Origin of the sequence: Streptomyces sp. NPDC001816, from assembly GCF_042892235.1 — a bacterium.
In the GTDB taxonomy this organism is placed as follows: Bacteria; Actinomycetota; Actinomycetes; order Streptomycetales; family Streptomycetaceae; genus Streptomyces.
Genome location: NZ_JBIATY010000001.1, coordinates 331,195 through 355,955 on the forward strand (window position 1 = coordinate 331,195; position 24,761 = coordinate 355,955).

A 24,761-nucleotide genomic window follows, 5' to 3' on the forward strand; every position below is an offset into this window, starting at 1 on the left:
GTGGACCCATGAGCGGACCACCCACGGGCACGGAGCGTGTCGTCGTCATCGGGGCCGGGATCGCGGGGCTGGCCGCCGCGCACCGGCTGCTGGAGCGTGGGGCGCGGGTGACCGTCCTCGAAGCCTCCGGCCGGGTCGGCGGCAAGCTGCTGCCGGGCGAGATCGCGGGCGTCCGGGTGGACCTGGGCGCCGAGTCGATGCTCGCCCGCCGCCCCGAGGCGGTGGCCCTGGCCCGCGAGGTGGGCCTCGCCGACCGGCTCCAGCCGCCGGCCACCGCGACCGCCTCGATCTGGACGCGCGGCGCCCTGCGCCCGATGCCCAAGGGCCACGTGATGGGCGTCCCCGGCACGGCGAACGCCCTGGCCGGTGTCCTGTCCGACGAGGGCCTGGCCCGTATCGAGCGCGACGCCGACCTGCCCCGCACGGAGGTCGGCGACGACGTGGCCGTGGGGGAGTACGTGGCGCAGCGGCTCGGCCGCGAGGTCGTCGACCGCCTGGTCGAGCCCCTGCTGGGCGGGGTGTACGCGGGCGACGCGTACCGCATCTCGATGCGCTCGGCCGTCCCGCAGCTCTTCCAGGCCGCCCGCACCCACGACTCGCTCACGGCGGCCGTCCGCGACATCCAGGCCAAGGCCGCCGCCAACCAGCAGACCGGGCCCGTGTTCATGGGCATCGAGGGCGGGGTGGGCCGGCTGCCGCTCGCGGTCGCCGAGGCGGTGCGGGCACGCGGCGGCGAGATCCTGACCGGCGCTCCGGTGACGGAGCTGAGAAGGGTGGCCGAGCCGGAGACGGACGGCGCGGGCGAGCCGCGGGCCCTCGATCTCGGTGGACCGGCGGGTGCCGCGGACGCCGCCGCAGGCGCAGGCGCCGCGCGGGCCGTCGGCACGGCCGGGCCGGGTGGTGCCGACACCTCGGGCGCCGTCGGCTCGCCACTCGGGCAGGCCCCCGCGGCGGCGCGGTCGCACACGGTCTGGCGCGTGGTCGCCGGCGACCGTGTCCTGCATGCCGACGCCGTGATCGTCGCCGTCCCCGCGTCCGTCGCGGCCGGCCTCCTGCGCGCCGAGTCCCCCGAGGCCGCCGCCGAACTCGCCACCGTCGAGTACGCCTCCATGGCCCTGATCACCCTTGCCTATCGCCGGGCCGACCTCGCCCTGCCCGAGGGCAGCGGCTTCCTGGTGCCGCCCGTCGACGGCCGCACCATCAAGGCGTCGACCTTCGCCTCCCAGAAGTGGGGCTGGATCGCGGACGAGGATCCGGACGTGGTGGTGCTGCGCACCTCCGTGGGGCGCCACGGCGAGACGGAGATCCTCCAGCGCGAGGACGCCGGCCTGGTCGACGTCTCCCGGCAGGACCTGCGCGAGGCGACCGGCCTGGACGCCGTGCCGCTGCAGACCCGGGTGACCCGCTGGACCGACGGCCTGCCCCAGTACCCGGTGGGCCACCACGCGCGCGTGGCCCGCATCCGCGAGCACGTCGCCAAGCTGCCGGGCCTCGCGGTGTGCGGCGCGCAGTACGACGGCGTCGGCATCCCCGCGTGCATCGCGAGCGCGTACGCGGCGGTGGACCAGCTGGGCGGGGACCTGAGCGGGGTCCGGGAACTGACCGCCAACCCGGTGCAGAGCCTCCACGGCGGAGCGGGAGAATAGGGACCATGAGTGACGATGCCCCCACCACCGAGTCCGGCAGGATCCCGAACAAGGGCAAGCTGGCCAAGGACCTCAACGAGGTCATCCGCTACACCCTGTGGTCGGTCTTCAAGCTGAAGGACGTGCTGCCCGAGGACCGCGCGGGTTACGCCGACGAGGTCCAGGAGCTGTTCGACCAGCTCGCCGCCAAGGACGTGACGATCCGCGGCACCTACGACGTCTCCGGCCTGCGCGCCGACGCGGACCTCATGATCTGGTGGCACGCCGAGACCAGCGACCAGCTGCAGGAGGCGTACAACCTCTTCCGCCGCACCAAGCTGGGCCGCGCCCTGGAGCCGGTCTGGTCGAACATGGCGCTGCACCGGCCCGCCGAGTTCAACCGCTCGCACATCCCGGCGTTCCTCGCCGACGAGACGCCCCGCAACTACGTGAGCGTCTACCCGTTCGTGCGCTCCTACGACTGGTACCTGCTGCCGGACGAGGACCGCCGCCGCATGCTCGCCGACCACGGCAAGATGGCCCGCGGCTACCCGGACGTGCGCGCCAACACGGTCGCCTCGTTCTCGCTCGGCGACTACGAGTGGATGCTCGCCTTCGAGGCCGACGAGCTGTACCGCATCGTCGACCTCATGCGCCACCTGCGTGGTTCGGAGGCCCGCATGCACGTCCGCGAAGAGGTTCCGTTCTTCACGGGACGCCGCAAGTCCGTGGCCGAGCTGGTCGCCGGGCTCGCTTAGCAGGTAGGGGCTCCTCTGCTCGGCCGGGGGTCCGGGGGTTGTCCCCCGGGAGATGCAGCACGGGACGCCGCAAGTCCGTGGCCGAGCTGGTCGCCGGGCTCGCCTAGGCGGCCTTGCCCTTCAGGGAGTCCCGCAGGGACTTCCTGGGGGCGTTGTCCGCGGGGGCCTCGGGCTTTGGTTCCGGGCGCGGCGCGCAGGCCGTGTGCCGCCCCGGGAGCCGGCCCTCCAGCAGGTAGGCGTCCAGGTGCGCGTTGACGCACCGGTTCGGGCCGCCCCCGATCCCGTGCGTGCCCGCGTCCCGCTCGGTCACCAGCACCGAGCCGGCCAGCCGCCGGTTCATCTCCAGCGCCCCCGCGTACGGCGTGGCCGCGTCCCGCTCGGCCGCGAGGATCAGCACCGGCGGCACCTCACCGGGTCCGGTGCGCACGTCCAGCGGCTGCTGCCGGGGTGCCGGCCAGTAGGCGCACGGCAGGTTCATCCACGCGTTGTCCCAGGTCTCGAACGGCGCCACGCGCGCGAGCCGCGTGTTGTCCCGGTCCCACACCTTCCAGTCCGTCGGCCAGGCCGCGTCGTTGCACTCGACGGCCGTGTACACCGCGCTGCTGTTCTCGGCCTCGGCGGCCGTCTCGGGGCTCGGCGCCGCCAGCCGGACCAGCGGCTTCGCATCGCCCTTCAGATAGGCCGACAGCGCGGCGGCCCGGCTCGGCCAGTAGTCGTCGTAGTACCCGGCGCTGAGGAACACGTTCTGCAACTGCCCCGGCCCGACCTTCCCGTCCGCGGCCTTCGCGGCCAGCCGCCCGCGCGCGGTGTCGTAACTGCGCCGCACCTTCGCCGCTGTGTCGCCGAGCCGGTAGACGTCGTCGTGCCGGGCGATCCACTCGCGGAAGTCGGTCCAGCGCTCCTCAAACGCGGCCGACTGGTCGAGGTTGTTGCGGTACCAGACCTTCGCCGGGTCCGGGTCCACCGCCGAGTCCAGCGCCATCCGCCGTACGTGCGAGGGGAACAGCGTTGCGTACACCGCGCCGAGGTAGGTGCCGTACGACGCTCCCATGAAGGTCAGCCGGTCCTCGCCCAGAGCCGCCCGCAGGACGTCCAGGTCACGGGCGTTGTTGAGCGAGTTGTAGAACCGCAGCCTGCCGCCCGACCGCCCGCCGCAGCCGCGCGCGTACGCCTTCGCCTGGTCGATGCGCTGTCGCTTGTACTGCTCCGAGGGATGCGTCGGCGACTGGGTGGGTCCCTTGAAGAAGTGCTTGGGGTCCACGCACGACAGCGGCGCCGAACGGTCCACCCCGCGCGGGGCGTAGCCGACCAGGTCGTAGGCGGCGGCGATCCGCTTCCACTCGGGGAACGTGCCGATCATCGGGAAGTACATGCTGGAGGCGCCGGGGCCGCCCGGGTTGTAGACGAGGGCGCCCTGCCGGGGCACCTTCCGCTTGCTGTTGTGCGGGTCCTTGTGGGTGGCCCGCACCCGGCTGACGGTCAGCTTGATCTGCTCGCCGTCGGGGTGGGCGTAGTCCAGCGGAACGCTCACCGTGCCGCACTGCAGGCCGGTCGGCGCGTGCAGCTCGGCGGCGCACGTGGCGAAGTCGACGCCGGCCGTCCGGGCGCGCGCGGCGGCCACCGCGGCCCCGTGCAGCTCCGCCGCGCCGGGAACGGCGGTGGCGCCGCCCGCCGGGGCCGCGGCCAGGGTGGTCAGGAGCAAGGAACCGGCGGCCGAGTACAGGGCGGCAGCTCTCATCGCGTATCCCTTCCGTGCACGGCGGCGATGGCACGGCTGCCATGACCCCGGCGACGACAAAAGGGATGTTTCGTTCGGTCGTCGGTGAAGGCAAGCACCGCCCGGCGGGTGTCGCGGTCAATGCCCCCGATGCGCCCCCGAGTCCGGCCTCACTCCCGCCAGGGCTGGTCGCGGTGGGTGAAGGCCGCGCGCAGTTCGGGCTCGCCGATCGCGCGGACACCGCGTACGGCGACGGAAGTGAGGAAGGAGCGCTCGCCGTCGCCGGCCGACCGCCGGGTCAGCGCCCCCAGCAGCCGCTGTCCGGCGGGGGAGGCCCAGCGTGAGTAGGGATGCACCTCGACCCGGGCGATGGCCAGACAGCTCAGGGTGAGGATGAGCGGCAGCGCGAACCACAGGGCGACGAGGAGGCGTGGCATGCCGGTCTGACCGGGCATCAGCAGCGCGGTCAGACCCAGCGCCGGCACGACCAGTGCGGCGGCACGCACTTGGTGCACTCCCGCCGCCACGGTCGTACGCGCGCCGTCGGGCACCGCGAGTCCCGCGCGCACCAGACCGTCGGCGAGCCGGCGTACGGCCTCCGCACCGGCAGCGGCGGCACGCACCGGCGCGACCCGGGACTGCCCCTCGGGTCCTATCGCCCCTATGACGGACCGCTCCATCTCGTCGTGGCCCCGCGGGTCCACCACCGTGGCCCAGCCGGTGTGCGCGAGCAGCAACCGCCGCTGCCGGGCCATGGACACCATGGTCACATCGGCGACCCGCGCGGGGCCGCCGGACAGGAACGCCGCCTCGTACAGCGTCAGGGCGCGCCCGTGGTCCGCGACGGTGCCGTCCGTGTCGACGGCCGCGGCGTGTACGGCGGCCAGGCACAGCCGGGTGCACGCGATGCCGGCCAACGCCCAGGCCAGGAGCAGCAGAAGGACCCAGAACATGACGTGTTTCTATGCCAGGGGCCTGGGAAACGCCATGCCTTGTTCACCATGCGGACCGAGTGTTGCAGGGATGTGACGTTCCGTTTCACCCGCAGGTCAGGGGGTGTTCCCCGGTGGTGGGTCGGCGGTGGCGGGCGGCAGGGAGTACGTCGTCGACGGCGAGGGTGCCACCGGCACCGCGGAGGCGGGCTCGACCACCGGGGGAGTGGGCACGGCGGAGGCGGACGCCGCGAGGTCCCGGGCCAGCGCCGAGAAGTCGACGTATCCGGTCGCTTCCAGGATCTTGATGTGGTCCAGCACGGTCGCGTTGGCGTCGTCCGCCAGGTCGCGCACCAGGGTGTTCTGGGTGCCGGCGCGGACCTGGGCGACCAGGGAGAAGACCCGGCCGTGCGCGAGGCGCAGGATGCTCGTGAACTTGCGGTCGAAGTCCTGGCCCTGCGCCGAGTTCAGGGTGGCGAGCCACTGCCTCTGCTGCGCGTTGGGCTCGTTGGGCAGGGGGACGCCGAGCTGGGTGGCGACGGTGCGGACATGTGCGTCGAGGGAGGTGTGGCCGTCGATCAGGTGCTGCCCGGCGTCGCGTACGGCCTGTGTGGTGCCCTTCCGCTCCGCCAGCTGTCCGGCGGGCAGCTCCCACAGGCCCGCGAGCCGGACCTTGGTGACGAGGTCCCGGTCCTGCCCGGACAGCGGGCCGTACGGGGTCGTCACGGTCTGTGCGCTGAGTGTGTTCGCATCGGTCGTGCCCGATCGGTCGGCGTAGGACCAGACCGGGAAGAGCAGCGCTGCGGTGGTCGCCGCCAGGCCCGTGATGATGAGTCCTGTGCCGCTGAATATGCCTCGGCCCTTGATGGGGGGTCGCGGTCGCATGGTGCCTCCTGCTCCGCGCCCCGGGGGTTCGTGCGGCGGGGGCGGGCTTGGCATATTACTGCGGGGTTCGGGGTGGCTCTGCACCGCGCCGTACTGCCAGGGTGCCGCTGCCCGCAGCTACGTGGGGATTGCCGCGGGTGCCATGCGGCCAACGGGGCTGCAACTCCCCAGGGGCGCGGGGAACTGCGCGACCGGCCCCCCCACACCCGCCCCCGACAGACGACCCGCAGCTCGCCGGTAAGCGGACCCACCCCCCGGCCCACGCCAGTGCCGTTCAGCGTCTGCGCAGCAGCACCTTCGCCCGCTCTGCCAGCCCCGGGGACCTCGGCGTCGGACCCGCCCGGTCCAGCCACCACGCGCGCAGCTGACGCCGTACCCTCGCATCCTCCGGGCGTCCGACTTTCAGCAGATGCTCGGCGAAGTCCAGCGCATCCCGCCGGTACCCCCCGCTCATCGGCCGCACCCGCGCGTACTCCAGGAACGCTCCCCGGTACCCCTCCCCGAGCAGCACAGGCAGCTCGGGTGCCACCTTGGCCACGACACCCGCCCGCTTCGCCGCGAGCGCCCGCGCCTGCACCCCCATCCGCACCCGGTCGAACCCCTCCGGCACCGGCGTCCCGGCCACCAGCGAGGACAGCACCGCGGCCTGGGCGACACCGAGCCGCTGCCGGGCCTCGGGCGGGGCCAGGACGGCGACGCCCCCACCCCCGGCCGGCCTGGCCGTACCGCCGACCGGCGCGGTCGCCCGGCCGGCCGCCACGGCCCCCCGGATCGCCCCCAACTCCCGCTCCAGCTCGGTCGGCTCGGGGAAGTTCTCGTCCCGTTCCAGCAGCACCCCGGGCGGCGCGACCCGCGACGCGAGGTCAGTCAGGATGTCGAGCACCGGACGCGGCACGGGGTGCGCGTGACTGTCGTGCCAGACGCCGTCGCGCTCGAAGCCGCCCGCGACATGGACGTAGGCGATGGCCTCCAGGGGCAGTGCGGCGAGCGCCTCGGCCGGGTCCTCGCCCCGGTTGACGTGGTTGGTGTGCAGGTTGGCCACGTCGATGAGCAGCCGTACCCCGGTCCGCTCGACCAGCTCGGCCAGGAACTGCCCCTCGGTCATCTCCTCGCCCGGCCAGGAGAACAGCGCGGCGATGTTCTCCAGGGCGAGCGGCACCGGCAGCGCGTCCTGTGCGATCCGCACGTTCTCGCAGAGCACGTCGAGCGCGTCCCGGGTGCGCGGCACGGGCAGCAGATGGCCCGCCTCCAGGTGCGGGGAGGCGGTGAGCGCGCCGCCCGCCCGTACGAACGCGATGTGCTCGGTGACCAGCGGCGCGCCGAGCGCCTCCGCCCGCTCGGCGAGCGCCGTCAGCCGGCCCTCGTCGGGCCGGTCCGCACCGCCGAGGCCGAGGGAGACACCGTGCGGGATCACGGTCACCCCGCGCTCGCGCAGTCTGAGCAGCGAGTCCGGGACGTGGCCGGGGCAGACGTTCTCCGCCACGACCTCCACCCAGTCGATGCCCGGCATGCGCTCCACGGCGTCCGCGATCTCCGGCCGCCAGCCGATTCCCGTCCCCAGTCGCCGCACCGCTCCACCCCCTGCTTCTCCGAGTGACGGGGGTATGGCCCCGCCGGGCGGCACCCAATCCCTGCGCCCGCGCCTTCAGAGCAACATTTGAGGTTCGCCGTTCCTCACCCCCGCACCGGCCACTCCTCCGGGACCCGGCCCAGCAGGCGCAGCGCCTCCTCCAACGGCCCGGACCCCGCCGGCACCTCCAGCGCAGGGGCGAAGGCGAACCCCGGCCCGCGCCGGGCAGGGTCGACGGGCACTCGCCGGGCCACGGCGAGCGCGGCGTCGAGCACGTGCTCCGGCAGTTCCACGGGCACTCCGAGGGCGGCGGCGACATCCCAGGCGTGCACCACGTAGTCGATGAAGTGGAAGCCGACGGCCCGGCTGCCCCGGAAGGTCCCGCCCAGCTCCGGCAGCGCGAACTCGCGCTCGGCCGCGCCCGGTTCGGCGAAGGCCGCGAGCACGGCGGTGGCGGCCACCCGGTGCACCCCGGCGGGCTCGCGCATGTCCTCCGGCTCCCGCCAGTTCGCCGCCTCGTGCCCCGCACCCCGCGCGGCCGCCGCGAAGCCGAGGTGCTGCGCGGTCATGTGCGCCACGAGCCGCCGCAGGGTCCACCCCGCGCACGGGGTGCCCCGCTCCCAGTCCGACTCCTTCGCCAGTCCCACCACCCGCACGGCCTCGCGCACGGCGATGCGGTCGAGTTCCACGATGTCGCTCTCGGTGACGGTCATGCGGACGAGCATAAAACTGTGCGAACGATCGTGCTAGTTTTTACCAGCAGCACCCCACCGGGTCCTCATGGCCCTCAAGGCCCTCATCGACACATCCCCTCAAGGGACTTCGGGAACCGGTATCTCTCCCACCGCCGCGTCCCGCAGCCGTCGCGCGATGCCCACCCGGGCTCTGCGATAGGCGGTCTCCTCGTCATGCAGTACGGAGAGGGCGTTCGCCGTCTCCATCAACGCCACGATTTCGAAGGCCAGTTGGGTGGCGTCCGTGTCGGCGCGCAGCTCACCCGCCGCACGGGCCTCCTCGATCGTGCGCTCCACAAGGGCCGACCAGTCGCGCTGCGCGCGGACCACCGCGTCGTGCACCGGGCCCGTCCGCGCGTCGAACTCGGCCATGACGCCGTAGAAGAAGCAGCCTCCGGGGAACACCCGACCCCGCGAGTACTCCAGCCACAACTCGCACAGCCGCCACACCCGTCCGACGCCGGCCGGCACCTCGCCCGAGGGCCGGATCACCTGCTCGGTGAAGATCCGGGCCGCCTCCCGCACGGTAGCCAGCTGCAGCTCCTGCTTGGAGCCGAAGAGCGCGAACACCCCGCTCTTGCTCAGCTCCAGCTCGGTGGCCAGCCGGCCGACGGTCAGTGCCTCCAGCCCCTCGACCGAGGCGATCTCCACGGTCCGGCGCAGCACCAACTGCCGAGTCCGGTTGCCCCGTTCGACGCGCCCGTCGAGCCGAGTCACCGGCACCCCTACCGCAGCGCGGGGTGGTCGGCGACCACCGTGCAGGAGCCCGGCGCGATCTCTGTGAAGCCCGCGTCCCGCACCAACGGCAGCCCGCTGCCGGTCAGCCGGCCCCACTCGGCGGGATCGGCGGTGCGGACGGCCAACGGGAACCCGGCCTCCCGCCACGCGGTCCGCTCCTCGTCGGACAGTGCCCACCAGGCCAGCTGGGCGCCGTGCCCCGCCTGGGCCATCGTCTTCCCTGCCGACATCTCCAGGTCCGGGTTCAGCCACAGCACCGGCCGGCCGCGATCGGCGCCGACGGGCGGCTCCGGATCGTCCAGCTCGGTTCCCGACACCTGCAGCTTCGCCAGATCCTTCGGCCAGCCGTCCAGCGGAACCGGCGGGAAGACCCGCACCTGCGCGGACTTGCCGTGCACCGTGATCCCGGGCAGCGCCTCGGCTCGCCGCCACTCGGATCCCCGGGCCCGCCGTACGACCTTCCGGATCCGCGCGTCCTCCCAGTCCCGCACGACCTGAGCCCACTCCCCGTCCCCGGCGGCCCGCTCGTCACTCAGCAGCAGAAGCACGGCCCGAGCGGCCGTCTCCAGCGCATCGGTACGGGCCGGAGGAGCACCCCGCTCGATGCGGACGACGAGGGGCAGCACGTACTGCCGTGCCTCGTCACGAGGATGGGGCTCGGTCTGGAAAGGACTGTCACCGGGGGACGACGAAACTTGGCTCACACCACCCAACCCTAAAGGGCGCCAGGCTGTGCAATATTTGCGGCTCCGCCGCGTGGCTGCGACCAGCTCAGACGTCTCGTAGATCGGACCAAAGACCAGCCCCTACGGCGAGACCGGACAAAATCCCCCTATGCAACAAGACCTACGACTGGCAGCCGTAGGCCGCCGCTACGGCATGCGCGGCCCCTGGGTGTTAAGAGGCATCCACCTCACGCTCACCCCCGGAACCCTGACCCGCATCGAAGGAGCGAACGGCACCGGAAAATCGACTCTCCTCCGCCTCATCGCCCGCCTGGACGCCCCGACCGAAGGCCGTGTCACCGGGCGCCCGCGCACGGCCTACGTCCCGGAGCGCTTCCCCTCGGCCCTGCCCTTCACCGCGTCCGGCTACCTGACCCACCTCGGCACCATCCACGGCCTGTCCCGGAAGACCGCCGCGCACACCGCACACAGCTGGTTGGAGCGGTTCGGTGCCGCGGCCTACGCGGGTACGCCCATGTCACGCCTCTCCAAGGGCAGCAGCCAGAAGGTCGCCGTCGCGCAGGCCCTCCTCGCCGACCCGGAGCTGATAGTTCTGGACGAGGCGTGGACCGGGCTGGACGCGGCCGCGCGGGCCGAGCTGGAGCGGGCGGTGGCCGAGCGGACCGCGGCAGGGGGCGCCGTCGTCTTCGTCGATCACGACCCGCGCCGCCTGGCCGGGGTGCCCGACGCGACGTACACCGTCGTGGACGGCGGCATCAAGCTCGGTGCGGACGGCGGGAGTTCGCCGCCTGCCGGGCCGCTCACCCACGTCACCGCGCGAGGACCGCACGGGGCGCAACTGCCGCCCGACGCGGTGCGGACAGTCACCTCGGCGGACGAGACGGCCCCAGGCGTCCACCGCCTCGCCGTCCCCGCCTCCCATTCGGACGTTCTCCTGCGCGCCCTGCTGACGGCCCGCCCGCCCTGGCACGTGGTGAGTGTCGAGCCGGACGGCACCACCCCACTCGACCCCGGAAGCCGCCCATGACCGCTCTCCTGCGCTATCAGGCCGACCTGCTGCTGCGCTCGCAGCGCTGGCTGCCGCCGGTGATCCTCTACGTCGCCTTCCTCGGGGTCGGCGTGCAGAGCGGTCAGCCGGTGCTCGACTCGCTCGGCTACGCGGCCGCCGGTCTGCTGCCGGTGGCTGCCTGGCTGGCGCGGATCTGCGTCACCGCCGAGCCGGACGCCGCCCGTGCCTGCGTCGCGGCGGCGCGCGGCCCCGCCCTCGCCCACCTGGCCTGCCTGCTGACGGCGCTGCTCGCCTCGGCGGCGCTCGGGGTGGTGGCGACCCTGGCCATGACGCTGATCAGCGATCCGGCGAGCAACGGCCACCGGACCCATGTCCCGCCGCTCGGGGCCGGCCTGGCCGGGCTCCTGGCCGCCCTGGTCTGCGCCCTGCTGGGCAGTGCCGTGGGAGCGCTCACCAACCGGCCGGTGCTGCACTCCACCGGCCGCGCGGTGCCCGCGATGCTGCTGGCCGCGCTGCTGTCGGTGGTGCTCGCGGGCTCCCCGGCCCAGGCCGCGGTCAGCGGTCTGGTGACCGGTTCGCAGTCCGGCCGGGTCCCGGTGCCGCTGCTGCCCCTGGCCGGGGCCGCCCTCGTCACCGCCGCGGCCTTCGCGGCGGCCTGCGCGCTCACCGCCCGCCGCTCACCCTGAACAGGCGGTGCGCTGCGCCTCCTGCCATGCGCAGACGGGGCACAGCGTGATGCCCTTGTACGACTCCGGGTACTCGGTCGGCTCTCGGCACAGCACACACTCCGCGTACGGCGGCCCGTCGGCCTTCGGAGGCCGGGTCGCGTCGGTGACCGTGCAGTAGTCGTCGTCGCTCATGCCCTCAGCGTAGGCCGGTCACCGGTGGCCGTTCGTCTCGCCGATCAGCTCGGAGACCTTGACGAACCGGTAGCCCTGCTTGCGCAGTTGCGGCACGACCGTGCGGACGACCTGCTCGGTCGTCGGGGCGGCGCTGCGGGTGCAGTGCATGACGACCACAGAGCCGGGCTTCACCCCGTCCAGCACCTGCCGGACGACCGCGTCGGCGTCCGTGGCGAACGCGTCACCGCTCACCACGTCCCACTGCACCGCGGTGACCCCGACCGCGCTCAGCTCGCGCAGCACCTGACGGTCGTAACAGCCGCCGGGGAAACGGAAGTACGGCAGGGGATGGGGCACGCCCGCCTTACGGATGGCGGTGTACGCCCGCTCGACTTCCTTGCGCACCTGGTCCTTGCCGACGGTCGGCAGGCCGTAGCAGTCGTCGGTGAACGCGTAGTGGCTGTAGGAGTGGTTGGCGACCTCGAACTGCGGGTCCTGGCCGAGGGAACGGGCCTGAGCCGGGTACTGATCGGCCCACCGGCCGGTCATGAAGATGGTCGCCGGCACCTTCAGCGCGCGCAGGGTGTCGATCAGGTCCGGGTTGTCGAAGTGCTCACCGGAGGCGGCGCGGGGCCCCTGGTCGGCGGTCATGTCGGCGTCGAAGGTCAGCGCGACGGTCTTGCCCAGGTTGCGCGGGCCGTGCTCGAACACGGGGGTCAGACCGCCCGGGCCCGGGACGAGCACGGGCGGACGCGTGGCGGACGGGGAGGCGGCGGGCCCGGCATGGGCCGGGCGCGCGCCGTCGGGGGTGCCCGCGGTACCGCAGGCGGCGATGGCTGCGCCCAGGGCGCAGACGGCGGTGACAGTGCGTGGTACTGAAATCACAATATGAAAGTATTACTAATTGACCGGGTGTGCGGTCCTATGCACCCATGCGTGGAAGTACCCTCACCCACGCAGGTGGCGGCGGGCTGCTAGCGCCCGTACCGGCCGGTCAGGGTGCCCGTCGCCAGGGTGTGGCCGGACAGGGCCTGGAGGAGGTCGGCGGGCGTTGCGTCGGGGGCGAGGTTCGGCCGGCGGTCGGTGGCGTACACCGTGAGGACGTAGTGGTGCGGGCTGTCGCCGCGGGGCGGGCAGGGGCCGCCGTAGCCGGTCTTCCCGAAGCCGTTGCGGCCCTCGACCGCTCCCCGCGGGCGCTCGCCGGCCGTGAGGTGCGTGGTGTGCGGGTCGACGTCCCACACCAGCCAGTGCGTGAAGGTGCCGCGCGGGGCGTCGGGGTCCTGGAGCAGAAAGGCCAGGGAGGCGGTCTGCGGGGGTACGCCGGTGACGGCGAACGGGGGTGAGACGTTCTCGCCGTCGCACGTGTAGCGGCTCGGGATCGTGTCGGCGTCCGCGTACGCGGGGCTCGTGACCGTGAGCCTCAGGGTGGTGGTGGGGGAAGGGGCCGAGGACGAGCCGCCCCCGTCCGCGCATCCCGGTACGACGGCCATCACGGCCATGGCGATCACCCAACCTTTGCGCATGCCCGGCACGCTAGCCGGAGGAAGGCCCCCCGTCCGCGTGCGGCGCGAGCTCCTGCTGGCCTCTCTCCTGTTGCTGGCCCCTCTCCAGGAAGTGCAGCAGCTCCACCGGGATCGGCAGGACCAGCGTGGAGTTCTTCTCGGCCGCCACCGCCATCACCGTCTGCAGCAGCCGCAGCTGGAGCGCAGTCGGTGTGTCGGCCATCTGCTGGGCGGCCTCGGCGAGCTTCTTGGAGGCCTGCAGTTCGGCGTCGGCGTTGATGATTCGGGCCCGGCGCTCCCGGTCGGCCTCGGCCTGGCGGGCCATGGACCGCTTCATCGCGTCCGGCAGGGACACGTCCTTGATCTCCACCCGGTCGACCTGGATGCCCCAGCCGACGGCCGGGCTGTCGATCATCAGCTCCAGGCCCTGGTTGAGCTTCTCCCGGTTGGACAGCAGGTCGTCCAGGTCGCTCTTGCCGATGATCGAGCGCAGCGAGGTCTGCGCCATCTGGGAGACAGCGAACTTGTAGTCCTCGACCTTGATCAGCGCGCTCACCGAGTCGACCACCCGGAAGTAGACGACCGCGTCCACGCGCACCGTGACGTTGTCGCGGGTGATGCCCTCCTGGGCCGGGATCGGCATGGTCACGATCTGCATGTTCACCTTGTGCAGCCGGTCCACGAACGGGATCACCAGGTTCAGGCCCGGTTCGCGTACTTCACTCGTGACCCGCCCGAGCCGGAAGAGCACCCCCCGCTCGTACTGCTTGACGATCCGTGCCGCCATCGCGAAGTACACGACCCCGACGGAACCCAGCGCCGCAAGCGCCCCCAGCAGCTCCTGGAGCATGGTGACCTCCTCAGGGAGAGGCCTTGCTTTGTGTCCGCTGCTGCAACGATAGTTCCGGGCCGGGACGGAAGCCATGGGCGGTACGGAAAGGCCGGGCCAGGGCGCCGAGGGGCGTCGGCGTCCCGACCCGGGGACGGCGGCCGGATCAGGCGACCGTGGCTCTGGCAGGCTCCTCGGGCGCGGTCACCTCCACCGGCCCGGTGCCCGTCGCGCTGTGTCGTTCCGCCCAGTTCTCCAGGGCGGTGCGGCAGGCGTGGTCCAGGTGGTGCAGGCCGGACAGGTCCAGCCGGACCGGGCGGTCCTGGGGCAGCGACTCGAGGCTGTCGAGCATCTTCGGCAGCCGCAGGAAGGTCGCGTTGCCCGTCAGGTACGCCTCGATGGGACCCGCGCCCTTGTCGACGACCTCCAGCCGGAGGTGCGAGGCCTCCCAGGCCGTCTTGACGATCGCCAGCGCCAGGCCGATGAGCACGCCCTCGAACATGCTGACCGCGACGATCGACACGGCGGTGACGGCCAGGATCAGCGCCTCGCCCCGGTGCTCGCGCCACAGCACGACCAGCGCCCGGACCGGCACCAGCTTGGCGCCGGAGTAGATCAGGATGCCCGCGAGGGCCGGAATCGGGATGTAGGCGAGCGCGCCCGGCAGCAGGGCCGCGAACAGCAGCAGCCAGACGCCGTGCAGCACGCGGGACGCCTTCGTCCGGGCACCCGCCTGCACGTTGGCCGCGCTGCGCACGATCACCGCGGTCATCGGCAGCGCGCCGAGCAGCCCGCACACCGCGTTGCCCGCGCCCTGGGCGATCAGCTCCTTGTCGTACTGCGTGCGCGGACCGTCGTGCAGCCGGTCCACGGCCGCCGCGCTGAACAGCGACTCGGCGGACGCGATCAGCGTGAACGCGACGACCGTGCCGAGCACCCCGACACCGGCGAACTCGGCGAAGGCGTCGAGCGGCGGCGGCTGGACGGCGCCCAGCAGCCCCTTCACCTCGACCGTGGCCACCGGCAGGCCGAGCACCAGCGCGGCCAGCGTGGCGAGGCCGACCGCGGCGAGCGGACCGGGCACCGTGCGCACCTTCGCCGGTACGTGCTTCCACAGCGCCAGCACCACGACGGTGCCGGCGCACAGGGCGAGCGAGGCGAGCGCCGGCCCGTCACCGAGGGCGTCCCGGAACGCCCTCGGCAGCCCGGCCATCTTGCCCAGGCCCGAGTCGGGGGCCTTGGCCGCCATGGCCGGGAACAGCTGACCGGCGATCAGGACCAGACCGATTCCGGCCAGCATGCCCTCGACGACCGAGACCGAGATGGCCCGGAAGTACCGGCCCAGCTTCAGCACGCCCATGAGCAGCTGGAGCACGCCGGAGGTGAGCACGACGGCGCCGAGCATCGGCAGCCCGAACTCCTGGACCGCCTCGAAGACGAGCACGGTCAGTCCGGCGGCCGGCCCGGACACCTGCAGGCTGCTGCCGCGCATCAGCCCGGTGACCAGGCCGCCCACGATGCCGGTGACCAGGCCGAGTTCGGCCGGCACCCCGGAGGCGACGGCCACGCCCACACACAGCGGAAGCGCGACCAGGAACACGACGAGGGAGGCGGCGAAGTCCTGCCGCAGATGAGGGAAACGGGATATGAGAGGACTGTTCATCGGCGCGCTCACAGGGCTTCGAAGGTGTCGGACTGCGGGCGGTGCGCGCGTACGGCGCCGGTGTGCACCTCGTAGTACCAGGCGTGCAGGTCCAGCTGACCCTGCGCCAGTTTCCGCTCGATGCACGGGTACGAGCGCAGCCGCAGCAGCTGGGCCAGGACATGGCTCCGGACGCCCTCGGCGACCTCCGGGTCCTCGGCCGCGCCGGCCGGGCGCGGGGTGGCGTGCGCGAGCCAGTCGCGCACGGCCGGTACGGCGGTCAGGTCGTCGCCGCGCACGAGCGCGCCGACGGCGCCGCAGTGCGAGTGGCCGCAGACGACGATGTCGCGGACGCCGAGCACCTCCACGGCGTACTCGATGGTGGCGGCCTCGCCGGTGGGGTGCTGCGAGGCGTACGGCGGGACGATGTTGCCCGCGGTGCGCAGCTCGAACAGCTGGCCGGGGCGGGCGCCCGTGATCAGGGCCGGGACGACCCGGGAATCGGAGCAGGTGATGAACAGGACCTGGGGGGACTGGCCTTCTGCGAGTTTGGCGAACTCCTCAGGGCGCTGTCCGAAGGTACGGGCGTTGTCGATGAGGGGCTGCATGCGTGTGGACTCCTCCTGGCGCGCCGCAGCGGCGCGTCGGGCTTGCACGACGTTCGTGGGGATGAGCCGTCGATCAGCAGCGGAAGACCTGAAGAGCTGCCGGGGACTGGGCTCTGGAGGATCTCGTGATGCGGTGGTGCGGGGCACCGGACGTGCCCGGCGATTGCGGGGTTGCCGTCTGCCGGGCTATGAGCGGGTGTTCCGCGCGGAGCGCGCCCGCACCGATGCGCACGGGCTTCGAGGGACGCACGGTTTCGGGTGCGGCCTTGGCCTTCGCATGACTGAGCGTATGCGCGGATGCGAAGGTTCCCGTGGGAGCGAAGAACTGCAGGGCGAGCAGGGTGGTGGCGAGCAGGGCAAGCAGGGTCCGGGCCGTCGTACCTCGGAACATGCACCCTCCTCCCAGGAGTTCACACCTCTTGCACGCACCAAGCATTGGTCAATGGTTGGTCAAGAAACACATTAACCCTGCAAAGTCCTTTGCAGGGTTAACTGGGCGTTATAAGTGCAAGAGAGCGTGAAAAATGCCGGTCGGGTGGCGAGATCCAGCTCTTGACTACGAGCTGACGAGGCCCTTCGCGTCGCGGGCCAGCGCGGTGAGCCGGGATATCGCGCGGAAGTACTTCTTGCGGTAACCGCCGTTCAGCATCTCCTCGCTGAACAGCTGGTCGAACGGCAGGCCCGAGGCGAGCACCGGGACCTCGCGGTCGTACAGCCGGTCGGCGAGCACCACCAGCCGCAGCGCCGTCGACTGGTCCGGCACCGGCCGCACGTCGGTCAGGCACACCGCCTTCACCCCGTCGGTCAGGGCGCCGTACCGGCTCGGGTGCACCTTGGCCAGGTGCTCCAGCAGATGCGGGAAGTCGTCCAGCGAGGCGCCCGCGGTGGCGTACGCCGCCTTGGTCACCTGCTCGTCCGAGTACGGCGCGGGAGCCTCGGGCAGGCCGCGGTGGCGGTAGTCCTCGCCGTCGATGCGCAGGGCGCGGAAGTGGGCGGACAGGCCCTGGATCTCGCGCAGGAAGTCGGCGGCGGCGAACCGGCCCTCGCCGAGCTTGCCGGGCAGCGTGTTGGAGGTGGCGGCGAGCGCTACGCCCGCCTCGACCAGCTTGCCGAGCAGCGTGGAGACGAGCACGGTGTCGCCGGGGTCGTCCAGCTCGAACTCGTCGATGCACAGCAGGCGGTGGCCGCTCAGCGTCTGCACCGTCTTCTGGAAGCCGAGCGCGCCGACCAGGTTGGTCAGCTCCACGAAGGTGCCGAACGCCTTGAGCGCGGGCTCGGCCGGCGTGGCGTGCCACAGGGAGGCGAGCAGGTGGGTCTTGCCGACGCCGTAGCCGCCGTCCAGGTAGACACCGCGGGGGCCCGCCGGGGTCTTGGGTGCCTTGGCCCTGCCGAACCCGAAGAGGCCGCGCCGGCCGGCGCCGGAGGCGTGGGCGCCGCCGAGCCCGGCCGCGAAGCCGTCCAGCACCCCCACGGCCTCGGTCTGGCTGGGCTGGTTCGGGTCCGGGATGTACGTGGTGAAGCGCACCGCGTCGAAGCGCGGCGGCGGCACCATCTCGGCGACCAGCCGGTCCGCGGGGACATGCGGCTCGCGGGTGCACAGGGAGAGGGGGCCCGCATCGGTCAGAGGGCTGGAACCGGGGGCGGCGGTGGAGGACGACACGGTTACCCATGCTAAGCGCCGTGTCACACTGCACGACATGCGACGCCTGTTCCCTGTGACCTACGAAACAGCAGCCCAGGCCTTTGGTGGGGTCCCGGAGGGGGAGGAGGTGCATGGGGCCGCCGGTGCCCATGCCGCTCATGCGCTCAGCGAGGCTGCTACGGCCCACCTGTTCATGAACCGTGAGTGGAGCCTCGCCGAGCTGGCCGCCGCCTACGCGTATCCGGAGACGGGTTCCGGGGCCCGGCAGCCGTGGCTGCGGGCCAACATGGTCTCGACCCTCGACGGCGCCGCCCAGCACGAGGGGCACTCCCAGCCCATCTCCAGCGCGGCCGACATGCGCATCTTCGGCACGCTCCGGGCGCTCGCGGACGTGATCGTGGTGGGTGCGGAAACGGTACGGCAGGAGGGGTACCGCCCGGCACGCGCGCGTGCGGAGTTCGCGGCGGCCCGGCAGGCCGCGGGACAGGGCCCCGCCCCGGCGATCGCGATCGTCACCGCCGGCCTGGACCTGGATTTCTCCCTCCCCCTGTTCACCTCGCCCCTGGTGCCCACCGTGATCCTCACCGGCGCCACCGCGGCCCCGGACCGGGTCGCGGCCGCCGAGAAGGCCGGCGCCCGGGTGGTCGTCGCCGGGGAGGGCATGGGCGTCGACCCGGCCCGCGCGGTACGCGCCCTCGCCGACCTCGGCCACACCCGGCAGCTCACCGAGGGCGGGCCCCGGCTGCTCGGCCAGCTGGTGGCCGCGGACGTGCTCGACGAGCTGTGCCTGACCGTGTCGCCGATGCTCAGCGCGGGGGACGCGCAGCGTATCGCCGGAGGGCCGTCCGTCACCGTTCCGCGCCGCTTCGAACTGGCGTCTTTGCTGGAAGAGGACGGGTTCCTGTTCAGTCGTTACCGTCGGTCCTGAAATCAGCGGAATCTACCGTTCCGTTTAGCTTCGGGCGGGCAGACTAGGTCCGGCACAACCCGTGCCAGCACGGGGCAGGATGGTTTCCGCAGGGCCTTGCCTGGCCCACGGAGGGAAGAGGCGTCGCGTGTTCACAAGCGTTCTGATGATCGAGAAGGCCCTGACGTCCGCCGACGTGGAGTTCGTCACCACCTTGCACGGAGACGAGCAGGTCTCCTTCCATGTGCTCCTGCAGCCGCGCGGCGACCAGGCGGACCGGCTGCTGCGGGCCATCGACGACATTGCCCTCGGCGAACTGGACGAGGCTCGGCGTGAAGGGGAGACGCCCGAGGGTGAGAAGGCGCGGAGCGTCGGACAGCAGGCGCTTGATGTGTCCCTGGCTGCGTTGCGCGCCGCGGGCAGTGAGGCCGAGGGGCGGCTGGTCGAGGATCATCCGCTGGACGCGCTGAAGTCCTTGGTCGCCGAGGCCGGTGCGGACGAGGTCATCGTGCTGACCGACCCCCACTATGTGGAGGAGTTCTTCCACCGGGACTGGGCTTCCCGGGCTCGGCACAAGGTGGGCGTGCCGGTGCTGAAGCTGTTCTCGCACAGCAAGGCCTAGGCGCCGTCTGTGTGGGGAGAGCGGACCTTCAGCGCATAGGCTAGGGGCGCTCAGCCTCGTACCGGATCTTATGGAGACTTGCATGGCACCCGGACTTCCTGCCGCCATGGACCGACCGCACTTCATCGGCATCGGCGGTGCTGGGATGTCGGGTATCGCCAAGATCCTCGCGCAGCGCGGGGCCCAGGTGGCCGGGAGCGACGCCAAGGAGTCGGCGACCGCCGAGGCGCTGCGGGCGCTCGGTGCGACCGTGCACATCGGGCACGCCGCCGAGCACCTCGCCGACGACGCGAGCTGTGTCGTCGTGTCGTCGGCGATCCGCAAGGACAACCCGGAGCTGGCCCGCGCCGCCGAGCTGGGTATCCCGGTGGTGCACCGGTCCGACGCGCTGGCCGCGCTGATGAACGGGCTGCGGCCGATCGCCGTGGCCGGTACCCACGGCAAGACCACGACCACGTCGATGCTGGCGGTCTCGCTGGGCGAGCTGGGCCGCGAGCCGTCGTACGCCATCGGCGGCGACCTGGACGCGCCGGGCTCGAACGCGCTGCACGGCGAGGGCGACATCTTCGTCGCCGAGGCCGACGAGTCGGACCGCAGCTTCCACAAGTACGCGCCCGAGGTCGCCATCGTCCTCAACGTCGAGCTGGACCACCACGCGAACTACGCCTCGATGGACGAGATCTACGAGTCCTTCGAGACCTTCGCCGGGAAGATCGTGCCCGGCGGGACGCTGGTGATCTCCGCCGACCACGAGGGCGCGCGGGAGCTGACGCGGCGGCTGGACGGGTCGGTGCGGACCGTGACGTACGGGGAGGCCGAGGACGCCGACGTGCGGGTCCTGGCTGTGGTGCCTCAGGGGCTGAAGAGCCAGGTCACCGCGGTGCTGGACGGGCAGGAGCTGACCTTCGAGGTCTCCGTGCCCGGCCGCCACTACGCGCTCAACGCGGTCGCCGCGCTGGCCGCCGGTGCCGCCCTCGACATTCCCGCCGCCGAGCTGGCGCCCGCGCTGGCCGCCTACACCGGGGTCAAGCGGCGCCTGCAGCTCAAGGGCGAGGCGGCCGGTGTGCAGGTGATCGACTCCTACGCCCACCACCCCACCGAGATGACCGCCGACCTGGAAGCCATGCGCGGCGCCGCCGGTGACTCCCGGATCCTGGTCGTCTTCCAGCCGCACCTCTTCTCCCGCACCCAGGAGCTGGGCAAGGAGATGGGCGAGTCGCTGGCCCTCGCCGACGCCTCGGTCGTGCTCGACATCTACCCGGCCCGTGAGGACCCGATCCCCGGGGTGACCAGCGAGCTGATCATCGAGGCCGCGCGCGCGGCGGGCGCCGACGTCACCGCCGTGCACGACAAGGCGGAGATTCCCGCGGTGATCGCGGGAATGGCGAAGCCCGGTGATCTCGTTCTCACCATGGGCGCGGGCGACGTGACCGACCTGGGCCCGCAGATCCTGGACCGCCTGTCGCAGCAGTAGAGGGGCTGAGGCTCATGTCGTACGACGTCGAGAAGCCGGACGAGCAGTGGCGCGCGGAGCTGGCGCCGGCCGAGTACGCAGTGCTGCGCCAGGCCGGCACCGAACCGGCCTTCACCGGTGAGTACACGGACACCAAGACCAAGGGCGTCTACTCCTGTCGCGCCTGCGGTGCCGAACTGTTCACCTCCACGACCAAGTTCGAGTCGCACTGCGGCTGGCCGTCCTTCTACGACCCGAAGGACACCGACGCGGTGGAGCTGATCGAGGACCGCTCCCACGGCATGGTCCGCACCGAGGTGCGCTGCGCCCGCTGCGGCTCCCACCTCGGGCATGTGTTTGAGGGCGAGGGGTATGCGACGCCCACCGATCAGCGGTACTGCATCAACAGCATCTCGCTCCGGCTGACGCCGGATGAGTCCTGAGGCTTCCGGGCCTTCGGGAGCGGCCGGGACACCTGTGACTGGTGCCCGGCTCGCTCCGGTTTGAGATTCTGAGAGGGTGATGGGTGTCGCGCGCTGGATCCAGGCCCGTCGCAGGTCCGCGCCCGCTGACGGCAACCGCGCGGACGGCGCCGGTGAGCCGGAGGGCGAGGAGGCCCGGCTGACGGCCCTGCGGGCGGCCCTGGGCGCGATCGGTACGACACTCGACGAGGAGACCACCTGCTCCGAGCTGACCCGGGCCGCCGTACGGCTGGTGGGCGGCGCGGCCGCGGTCATGCGGCGGACCGGGAAGACCGTCTCCGGGTACGAGGCGATCGCCGGAGATCCGGACGTGCTGCCCGATGTCCGGTGGGCCACGGCGGTGGCCCGGGAGGCGGGCACCCCGGCGGCCGACAGACAGCCGGAGCCCTGGACCGAGCAGCCGCCGAGCAGTCGCGGCCGCCCCGCGCTCTGTGTGCCTCTGACCAGCGGCGACGACCAGTACGGCGTCCTGGTCGCGGGGCGCCGCGGAGCGCGGTTCACCCGTTCGGAGGCCGAGCTGCTCGCCCTCCTCGGCGAACGCGCCGCCTCCCACATCCGGCACGCTCGCGCCTACGACCTGGTCAGCCGGACGGCCGGTGACCTGCAGCGCGCGCTGCTGGCGGAGCCCGGCCGGCCGCACCCGAACCTGGACGTCGCCATCCGCTACCTCCCGGCCGGCAGCAGCCGGGTGCTGGTCGGCGGCGACTGGTGCGAGACCGTACGGCTCCATTTCGGCCGCACCCTGCTGGTCGTCGGCGATGTGATGGGCCACGGCCTGGAGGCGGCCGTCGACATGAGCGCCTACCGCTCCTCGCTGCGCTACATCGCCTCCTCCGACCTGCCCCCGCACCGCGTGCTGCGGCAGATGGACGACATCGCCGCCGGAGAGGCCGAGCGGAGGCCGGCCACCTGTCTGCTGGCGCGGATCGACCCCGGCAGGGGGCAGGTCACGCTCGCCAGCGCCGGTCATCTGCCGCCCGTGCTCATCAGCGAGGACGGTCGGACCGCAGCGCTGTCCGTACCGGTCGGGCCGCCGCTCGGTACCGGTTTCGGCGGCTACGAGTCGGCCACCCACAAGCTGGCCCCCGACCAGACACTGGTGCTCTTCACCGACGGGCTCGTGGAACGCCGCGGTGAGGACATCGACAGCTCCATGGCCCGCCTGTCCGCCCTGCGCTTCACCGGCCATGGCGTGGACGAGGTCCTGGACACCATCCTGACCAACCTGGACGCCCGCCACGCGGAGGACGACGTGGCGGTCCTCGCGGCGCGGCCGTACCCGCGGCGGGAGAGCGCGGAAGAGGCGGACGACGCCGAGGTGATGGGCTCCTGAGCCCCGCCCTCCGTGTCAACTCCTCGCACATCCTGCGTGGTTGACCTGTTCCCGCCGGACAGCCATCTTTCGCAACCCCGGCGATTGAGCAACCATGAAGGCAGACGCGCGTGCTGTCGAGAGGGGGACGGGCCGTGGATCTGTCGGCACCCGATGTCGAGACCGAGTTGGTGGATCTCTCGGAAGTGCCGCTGGCGGCCGTCGGCTCCCTGGCGTCCGCCGGGTTGAGCGGGGCGGCCCGCCGCCTGCTGGCTCTGGTCGACTCCCCACCCACGCTGGGCGCGGCGTCGAACGCCGGTTGCTGACATGTTCCTGCCCGGCTGATGGCGAGGAGAAGCCGTGTCGGATGACGGACCCGTGGTCCACGGCGCGGAAGCCGGGTCTGATTCCGGACAGACGCCGACCGGTGTCCCACGGCACCGGCTGACCGTGCCCCACCTCCAGCAGCTCGCCCACGGCGGCGGTGGCCGCGATGCCGTCGCGGCTCTGCGCACGGCACAGCGGAGCCGGCGGCTGGTCCTCCTGCGGGCCCTGGTCGAAACCGTCGACCAGGACGTCCCGCCCGACGCGCCATGGCCGTCCGCGCAGACGGCCTGGGACCTCCTGGCCGAGGCCGAGGCGGCGGACCGGGCGGCGGTGGAGGCCGTACTGCTCCACCCCCCGGTGGGCAGCTGGCTGGCCCGCGTACTGCGAGGGCTGCGAGCCGATGCCGCGTCAGCTCCCGAGCCGGAGGTGTGGCAGGACGCCGCGCAGATACACGCGCTGGCCGCCGCGGCCGCCCTCGCGGCAGGTATCCCGTTCCGCGCCCGTGTCCCGGCCCTCGGCACGGGCGTCCTGTTCCCGTCTCTCGGCTGGGCGGTGCTGCCGTCCGCTGCACCGCCGCCCGCCGAGCCCGTCGTGGAGGCCTTCCGCGACGACCACGGTGCCGGAGTGCGCTGTCACACCGGCACGGTGCGCCTGCCCGACGACCTCGGCGGAGACGCCCCCGGCTGGTGGGCGATACGACGGCTGCGCGCGACGCACGCCGGGGTGTCGAGCGCCCCGGCGCTGGAGGACCTCGACCCCTGGCGGCACTACCTGCGCCGGATGCCGGTCGAGAGACTGGGCGAGGACGAGGTGTCCCGGTGGCGTGAGCTGTACCGGGCCGCCTGGCGGCATGTGGCGGCGCAGCACCGCGTCGACCCCGGCGGAGTCGCGGACTGCCTGCTCGCCCTCACCCCGCTGCCCGATCGCAGCCCCGCGGACCTCTTCAGCGGCAGCGCCCCCGAATCGTACGGGGGCTTCTTGATGAGCAGGCCGTCCAGCGCGCTCGACCTCGCCGCGGCCCTCGTCCACGAAGCCCAGCACATCAAGCTCAGCGCTCTCCTGGACCTGGTCACCCTGTTGCGCGGCGGCCTTGAAGAGACCCACTACGCGCCCTGGCGTGCCGATCCGAGACCGCTGCGGGGGATTCTGCAGGGCGTCTACGCGTTCTTGGGCGTGGCGTCCTTCTGGCAGGCCCTGCGCGAGGGCACCGGTCTCTCGGACGCCGAACGCGCCCAGGCCGACTTCGAGTTCGCGCTGCGCCGGGGGCAGGTCGAGGAAGGGCTGCGCACCCTGTGGTCCGAGGCGTCCCTCACCGACCTGGGCGAGCACTGCCTGCGCGCGATGGAGCACACCCTTACGGCCCTGCTCAAGGAACCGGTTCCGGCCGCCGCCGGCCAGGCCGCCGAGGAGGCCCGCGACGACCATCGGACGGTCTTCCGGCTCTCCCAGCTCACCTGCGACCCGGACCGGGTCCGGGCCTGGGCGGACGCCTTCGAGGGCGGCCGGCCGCCCCCGCACCGGTACCCGGAGGTCCGTCCGCTGACCGGGCCGCCGACACCGGAGGTCCGGACCCGCCTGATGCGTATCCGCTTCGGCGACCCGGAGCGCTTCGCCCGCCTGCGCGAGGATCCGCCGACCCTGGCCGGCGCCTCCGTGCCGGACTACGCCTGGGCGGCCGGGGACCGTGCCGCCGCGCTGGCCGGCTACCGCCGTCTGGTCGCCGAGGACCCGGCCGACCCGGTCGCCTGGGCGGGCCTGGGTCTCAGCCTGCCCGAGGGCCGTGCCCGGGACGCCCTGCTGCACCGCCCCGAACTGGTGGCCGCCCTCCACCGCGAACTCCTGCGCCGGGGCATGGACCAGGGTCCGGAGACGGTGGCCGCCTGGACGGCGATGCCGTCCGACGGCGTGACCGTGCGCGGATGAGGTGCCGGTGGCCGGC

26 protein-coding genes and 1 pseudogene are annotated in these 24,761 nt (G+C 72.7%); 12 read left to right on the forward strand and 15 right to left on the reverse strand.

Annotated elements, in window-relative coordinates; genetic code table 11:
• The first annotated feature begins 8 nt into the window (after positions 1 to 8).
• The 3 genes from hemG to ACFYZZ_RS01460 all read left to right on the forward strand — a co-directional run bounded on the left by hemG (position 9) and on the right by ACFYZZ_RS01460 (position 2,619).
• A complete protein-coding gene (hemG, locus tag ACFYZZ_RS01450; RefSeq protein WP_389170017.1) occupies positions 9 to 1,646 on the forward strand; it encodes a protoporphyrinogen oxidase in 1,638 nt (545 codons plus the stop codon).
• A 5-nt stretch (positions 1,647 to 1,651) separates the two neighbouring features.
• Positions 1,652 to 2,383, forward strand: coding sequence for a hydrogen peroxide-dependent heme synthase (gene hemQ, locus ACFYZZ_RS01455; RefSeq protein WP_351234387.1), 732 nt, complete (start codon positions 1,652 to 1,654; stop codon positions 2,381 to 2,383).
• A gap of 152 nt (positions 2,384 to 2,535) precedes the next feature.
• The gene (locus ACFYZZ_RS01460) at positions 2,536 to 2,619 is read left to right on the forward strand and encodes a hypothetical protein (RefSeq protein ID WP_389171950.1); all 84 of its coding nucleotides are present in this window, start codon (positions 2,536 to 2,538) and stop codon (positions 2,617 to 2,619) included.
• A gap of 17 nt (positions 2,620 to 2,636) precedes the next feature.
• On the opposite strand, the pseudogene ACFYZZ_RS01465 reads toward ACFYZZ_RS01460, so the two are convergent.
• From ACFYZZ_RS01465 to ACFYZZ_RS01495, 7 genes and pseudogenes are all read right to left on the reverse strand, one after another.
• Positions 2,637 to 4,121, reverse strand: a pseudogene (locus ACFYZZ_RS01465) (alpha/beta hydrolase); the annotation flags it as partial.
• Positions 4,122 to 4,270: 149 nt separating this feature from the next.
• Positions 4,271 to 5,053 carry a TIGR04222 domain-containing membrane protein gene (locus tag ACFYZZ_RS01470; protein ID WP_389170019.1) on the reverse strand — a complete coding sequence of 261 codons (783 nt, stop codon included), beginning with the start codon at positions 5,051 to 5,053 and terminating at the stop codon, positions 4,271 to 4,273.
• Positions 5,054 to 5,149: 96 nt separating this feature from the next.
• Complete coding sequence (locus tag ACFYZZ_RS01475) at positions 5,150 to 5,917, reverse strand: DUF4142 domain-containing protein (protein WP_389170021.1); 768 nt, start codon at positions 5,915 to 5,917, stop codon at positions 5,150 to 5,152.
• Positions 5,918 to 6,191: 274 nt separating this feature from the next.
• A complete protein-coding gene (locus tag ACFYZZ_RS01480) occupies positions 6,192 to 7,487 on the reverse strand; it encodes a DUF692 domain-containing protein (protein WP_389170023.1) in 1,296 nt (431 codons plus the stop codon).
• 104 nt (positions 7,488 to 7,591) lie between these two features.
• Positions 7,592 to 8,200 (reverse strand): TIGR03086 family metal-binding protein, encoded by a 609-nt coding sequence (locus ACFYZZ_RS01485; RefSeq protein ID WP_389170024.1) that lies wholly within the window; start codon positions 8,198 to 8,200, stop codon positions 7,592 to 7,594.
• 99 nt (positions 8,201 to 8,299) lie between these two features.
• Positions 8,300 to 8,944, reverse strand: a complete 645-nt coding sequence (locus tag ACFYZZ_RS01490) for a TetR/AcrR family transcriptional regulator (RefSeq protein ID WP_389170026.1) — start codon at positions 8,942 to 8,944, stop codon at positions 8,300 to 8,302.
• Between the two features lie 2 nt (positions 8,945 to 8,946).
• A complete protein-coding gene (locus ACFYZZ_RS01495) occupies positions 8,947 to 9,663 on the reverse strand; it encodes an aminoacyl-tRNA hydrolase (protein WP_389170028.1) in 717 nt (238 codons plus the stop codon).
• A 130-nt stretch (positions 9,664 to 9,793) separates the two neighbouring features.
• Between ACFYZZ_RS01495 and ACFYZZ_RS01500 the strand changes: the two genes are divergently transcribed.
• On the forward strand, positions 9,794 to 10,672 hold the full coding sequence (locus ACFYZZ_RS01500; RefSeq protein ID WP_389170029.1) for an ATP-binding cassette domain-containing protein: 879 nt from the start codon (positions 9,794 to 9,796) through the stop codon (positions 10,670 to 10,672).
• Entirely contained in the window at positions 10,669 to 11,340 is a 672-nt protein-coding gene (locus ACFYZZ_RS01505; protein ID WP_389170031.1) for an ABC transporter, read from the forward strand. The genes ACFYZZ_RS01500 and ACFYZZ_RS01505 overlap by 4 nt, the downstream gene beginning before the upstream one ends.
• On the opposite strand, the gene ACFYZZ_RS01510 is transcribed toward ACFYZZ_RS01505, so the two are convergent.
• The 8 genes from ACFYZZ_RS01510 to zapE all read right to left on the reverse strand — a co-directional run bounded on the left by ACFYZZ_RS01510 (position 11,332) and on the right by zapE (position 17,737).
• Positions 11,332 to 11,514 (reverse strand): hypothetical protein, encoded by a 183-nt coding sequence (locus ACFYZZ_RS01510; protein WP_389170032.1) that lies wholly within the window; start codon positions 11,512 to 11,514, stop codon positions 11,332 to 11,334. The two genes, ACFYZZ_RS01505 and ACFYZZ_RS01510, sit on opposite strands and share 9 nt — an antisense overlap.
• 18 nt (positions 11,515 to 11,532) lie before the next feature.
• Positions 11,533 to 12,381, reverse strand: coding sequence for a polysaccharide deacetylase family protein (locus ACFYZZ_RS01515; RefSeq protein ID WP_389170034.1), 849 nt, complete (start codon positions 12,379 to 12,381; stop codon positions 11,533 to 11,535).
• Positions 12,382 to 12,470: 89 nt separating this feature from the next.
• Positions 12,471 to 13,019, reverse strand: coding sequence for a YbhB/YbcL family Raf kinase inhibitor-like protein (locus tag ACFYZZ_RS01520; protein ID WP_389170037.1), 549 nt, complete (start codon positions 13,017 to 13,019; stop codon positions 12,471 to 12,473).
• 10 nt (positions 13,020 to 13,029) lie between these two features.
• The gene (locus ACFYZZ_RS01525) at positions 13,030 to 13,848 is read right to left on the reverse strand and encodes a slipin family protein (protein ID WP_389170040.1); all 819 of its coding nucleotides are present in this window, start codon (positions 13,846 to 13,848) and stop codon (positions 13,030 to 13,032) included.
• Between the two features lie 145 nt (positions 13,849 to 13,993).
• Positions 13,994 to 15,490, reverse strand: a complete 1,497-nt coding sequence (locus ACFYZZ_RS01530; RefSeq protein ID WP_389170042.1) for a SulP family inorganic anion transporter — start codon at positions 15,488 to 15,490, stop codon at positions 13,994 to 13,996.
• 8 nt (positions 15,491 to 15,498) lie between these two features.
• Positions 15,499 to 16,077, reverse strand: coding sequence for a carbonic anhydrase (locus tag ACFYZZ_RS01535; protein WP_389170045.1), 579 nt, complete (start codon positions 16,075 to 16,077; stop codon positions 15,499 to 15,501).
• 73 nt (positions 16,078 to 16,150) lie between these two features.
• On the reverse strand, positions 16,151 to 16,468 hold the full coding sequence (locus ACFYZZ_RS01540; protein WP_389170047.1) for a hypothetical protein: 318 nt from the start codon (positions 16,466 to 16,468) through the stop codon (positions 16,151 to 16,153).
• 165 nt (positions 16,469 to 16,633) lie between these two features.
• Positions 16,634 to 17,737 carry a cell division protein ZapE gene (gene zapE, locus ACFYZZ_RS01545; RefSeq protein ID WP_389170049.1) on the reverse strand — a complete coding sequence of 368 codons (1,104 nt, stop codon included), beginning with the start codon at positions 17,735 to 17,737 and terminating at the stop codon, positions 16,634 to 16,636.
• 37 nt (positions 17,738 to 17,774) lie between these two features.
• Between zapE and ACFYZZ_RS01550 the strand changes: the two genes are divergently transcribed.
• From ACFYZZ_RS01550 to ACFYZZ_RS01580, 7 genes are all read left to right on the forward strand, one after another.
• Positions 17,775 to 18,647 carry a pyrimidine reductase family protein gene (locus ACFYZZ_RS01550; protein ID WP_389170051.1) on the forward strand — a complete coding sequence of 291 codons (873 nt, stop codon included), beginning with the start codon at positions 17,775 to 17,777 and terminating at the stop codon, positions 18,645 to 18,647.
• A gap of 127 nt (positions 18,648 to 18,774) precedes the next feature.
• Positions 18,775 to 19,248, forward strand: coding sequence for an indole-3-glycerol phosphate synthase (locus tag ACFYZZ_RS01555; protein ID WP_389170054.1), 474 nt, complete (start codon positions 18,775 to 18,777; stop codon positions 19,246 to 19,248).
• A gap of 82 nt (positions 19,249 to 19,330) precedes the next feature.
• Positions 19,331 to 20,722, forward strand: a complete 1,392-nt coding sequence (murC, locus tag ACFYZZ_RS01560) for a UDP-N-acetylmuramate--L-alanine ligase (protein WP_389170057.1) — start codon at positions 19,331 to 19,333, stop codon at positions 20,720 to 20,722.
• A 14-nt stretch (positions 20,723 to 20,736) separates the two neighbouring features.
• Positions 20,737 to 21,144, forward strand: coding sequence for a peptide-methionine (R)-S-oxide reductase MsrB (msrB, locus tag ACFYZZ_RS01565; RefSeq protein WP_389170060.1), 408 nt, complete (start codon positions 20,737 to 20,739; stop codon positions 21,142 to 21,144).
• Positions 21,145 to 21,223: 79 nt separating this feature from the next.
• Positions 21,224 to 22,516 (forward strand): PP2C family protein-serine/threonine phosphatase, encoded by a 1,293-nt coding sequence (locus ACFYZZ_RS01570; RefSeq protein ID WP_389171953.1) that lies wholly within the window; start codon positions 21,224 to 21,226, stop codon positions 22,514 to 22,516.
• A 134-nt stretch (positions 22,517 to 22,650) separates the two neighbouring features.
• Positions 22,651 to 22,821, forward strand: coding sequence for a hypothetical protein (locus ACFYZZ_RS01575; RefSeq protein ID WP_386575637.1), 171 nt, complete (start codon positions 22,651 to 22,653; stop codon positions 22,819 to 22,821).
• Between the two features lie 34 nt (positions 22,822 to 22,855).
• Positions 22,856 to 24,745 carry an HEXXH motif domain-containing protein gene (locus ACFYZZ_RS01580; protein ID WP_389170061.1) on the forward strand — a complete coding sequence of 630 codons (1,890 nt, stop codon included), beginning with the start codon at positions 22,856 to 22,858 and terminating at the stop codon, positions 24,743 to 24,745.
• The last annotated feature ends 16 nt before the right edge of the window (positions 24,746 to 24,761 follow it).

Bases quoted from the DNA above. Each gene is read 5' to 3' on its own strand.
- hemG (WP_389170017.1), top strand. From the start codon at position 9: ATGAGCGGACCACCCACGGGCACGGAGCGTGTCGTCGTCATCGGGGCC.
- hemQ (WP_351234387.1), top strand. From the start codon at position 1,652: ATGAGTGACGATGCCCCCACCACCGAGTCCGGCAGGATCCCGAACAAG.
- ACFYZZ_RS01470 (WP_389170019.1), bottom strand. From the start codon at position 5,053: ATGTTCTGGGTCCTTCTGCTGCTCCTGGCCTGGGCGTTGGCCGGCATC.
- ACFYZZ_RS01475 (WP_389170021.1), bottom strand. From the start codon at position 5,917: ATGCGACCGCGACCCCCCATCAAGGGCCGAGGCATATTCAGCGGCACA.
- ACFYZZ_RS01485 (WP_389170024.1), bottom strand. From the start codon at position 8,200: ATGACCGTCACCGAGAGCGACATCGTGGAACTCGACCGCATCGCCGTG.
- ACFYZZ_RS01500 (WP_389170029.1), top strand. From the start codon at position 9,794: ATGCAACAAGACCTACGACTGGCAGCCGTAGGCCGCCGCTACGGCATG.
- ACFYZZ_RS01505 (WP_389170031.1), top strand. From the start codon at position 10,669: ATGACCGCTCTCCTGCGCTATCAGGCCGACCTGCTGCTGCGCTCGCAG.
- ACFYZZ_RS01510 (WP_389170032.1), bottom strand. From the start codon at position 11,514: ATGAGCGACGACGACTACTGCACGGTCACCGACGCGACCCGGCCTCCG.
- ACFYZZ_RS01520 (WP_389170037.1), bottom strand. From the start codon at position 13,019: ATGCGCAAAGGTTGGGTGATCGCCATGGCCGTGATGGCCGTCGTACCG.
- ACFYZZ_RS01525 (WP_389170040.1), bottom strand. From the start codon at position 13,848: ATGCTCCAGGAGCTGCTGGGGGCGCTTGCGGCGCTGGGTTCCGTCGGG.
- ACFYZZ_RS01530 (WP_389170042.1), bottom strand. From the start codon at position 15,490: ATGAACAGTCCTCTCATATCCCGTTTCCCTCATCTGCGGCAGGACTTC.
- ACFYZZ_RS01535 (WP_389170045.1), bottom strand. From the start codon at position 16,077: ATGCAGCCCCTCATCGACAACGCCCGTACCTTCGGACAGCGCCCTGAG.
- ACFYZZ_RS01540 (WP_389170047.1), bottom strand. From the start codon at position 16,468: ATGTTCCGAGGTACGACGGCCCGGACCCTGCTTGCCCTGCTCGCCACC.
- ACFYZZ_RS01550 (WP_389170051.1), top strand. From the start codon at position 17,775: ATGCGACGCCTGTTCCCTGTGACCTACGAAACAGCAGCCCAGGCCTTT.
- murC (WP_389170057.1), top strand. From the start codon at position 19,331: ATGGCACCCGGACTTCCTGCCGCCATGGACCGACCGCACTTCATCGGC.
- msrB (WP_389170060.1), top strand. From the start codon at position 20,737: ATGTCGTACGACGTCGAGAAGCCGGACGAGCAGTGGCGCGCGGAGCTG.
- ACFYZZ_RS01570 (WP_389171953.1), top strand. From the start codon at position 21,224: ATGGGTGTCGCGCGCTGGATCCAGGCCCGTCGCAGGTCCGCGCCCGCT.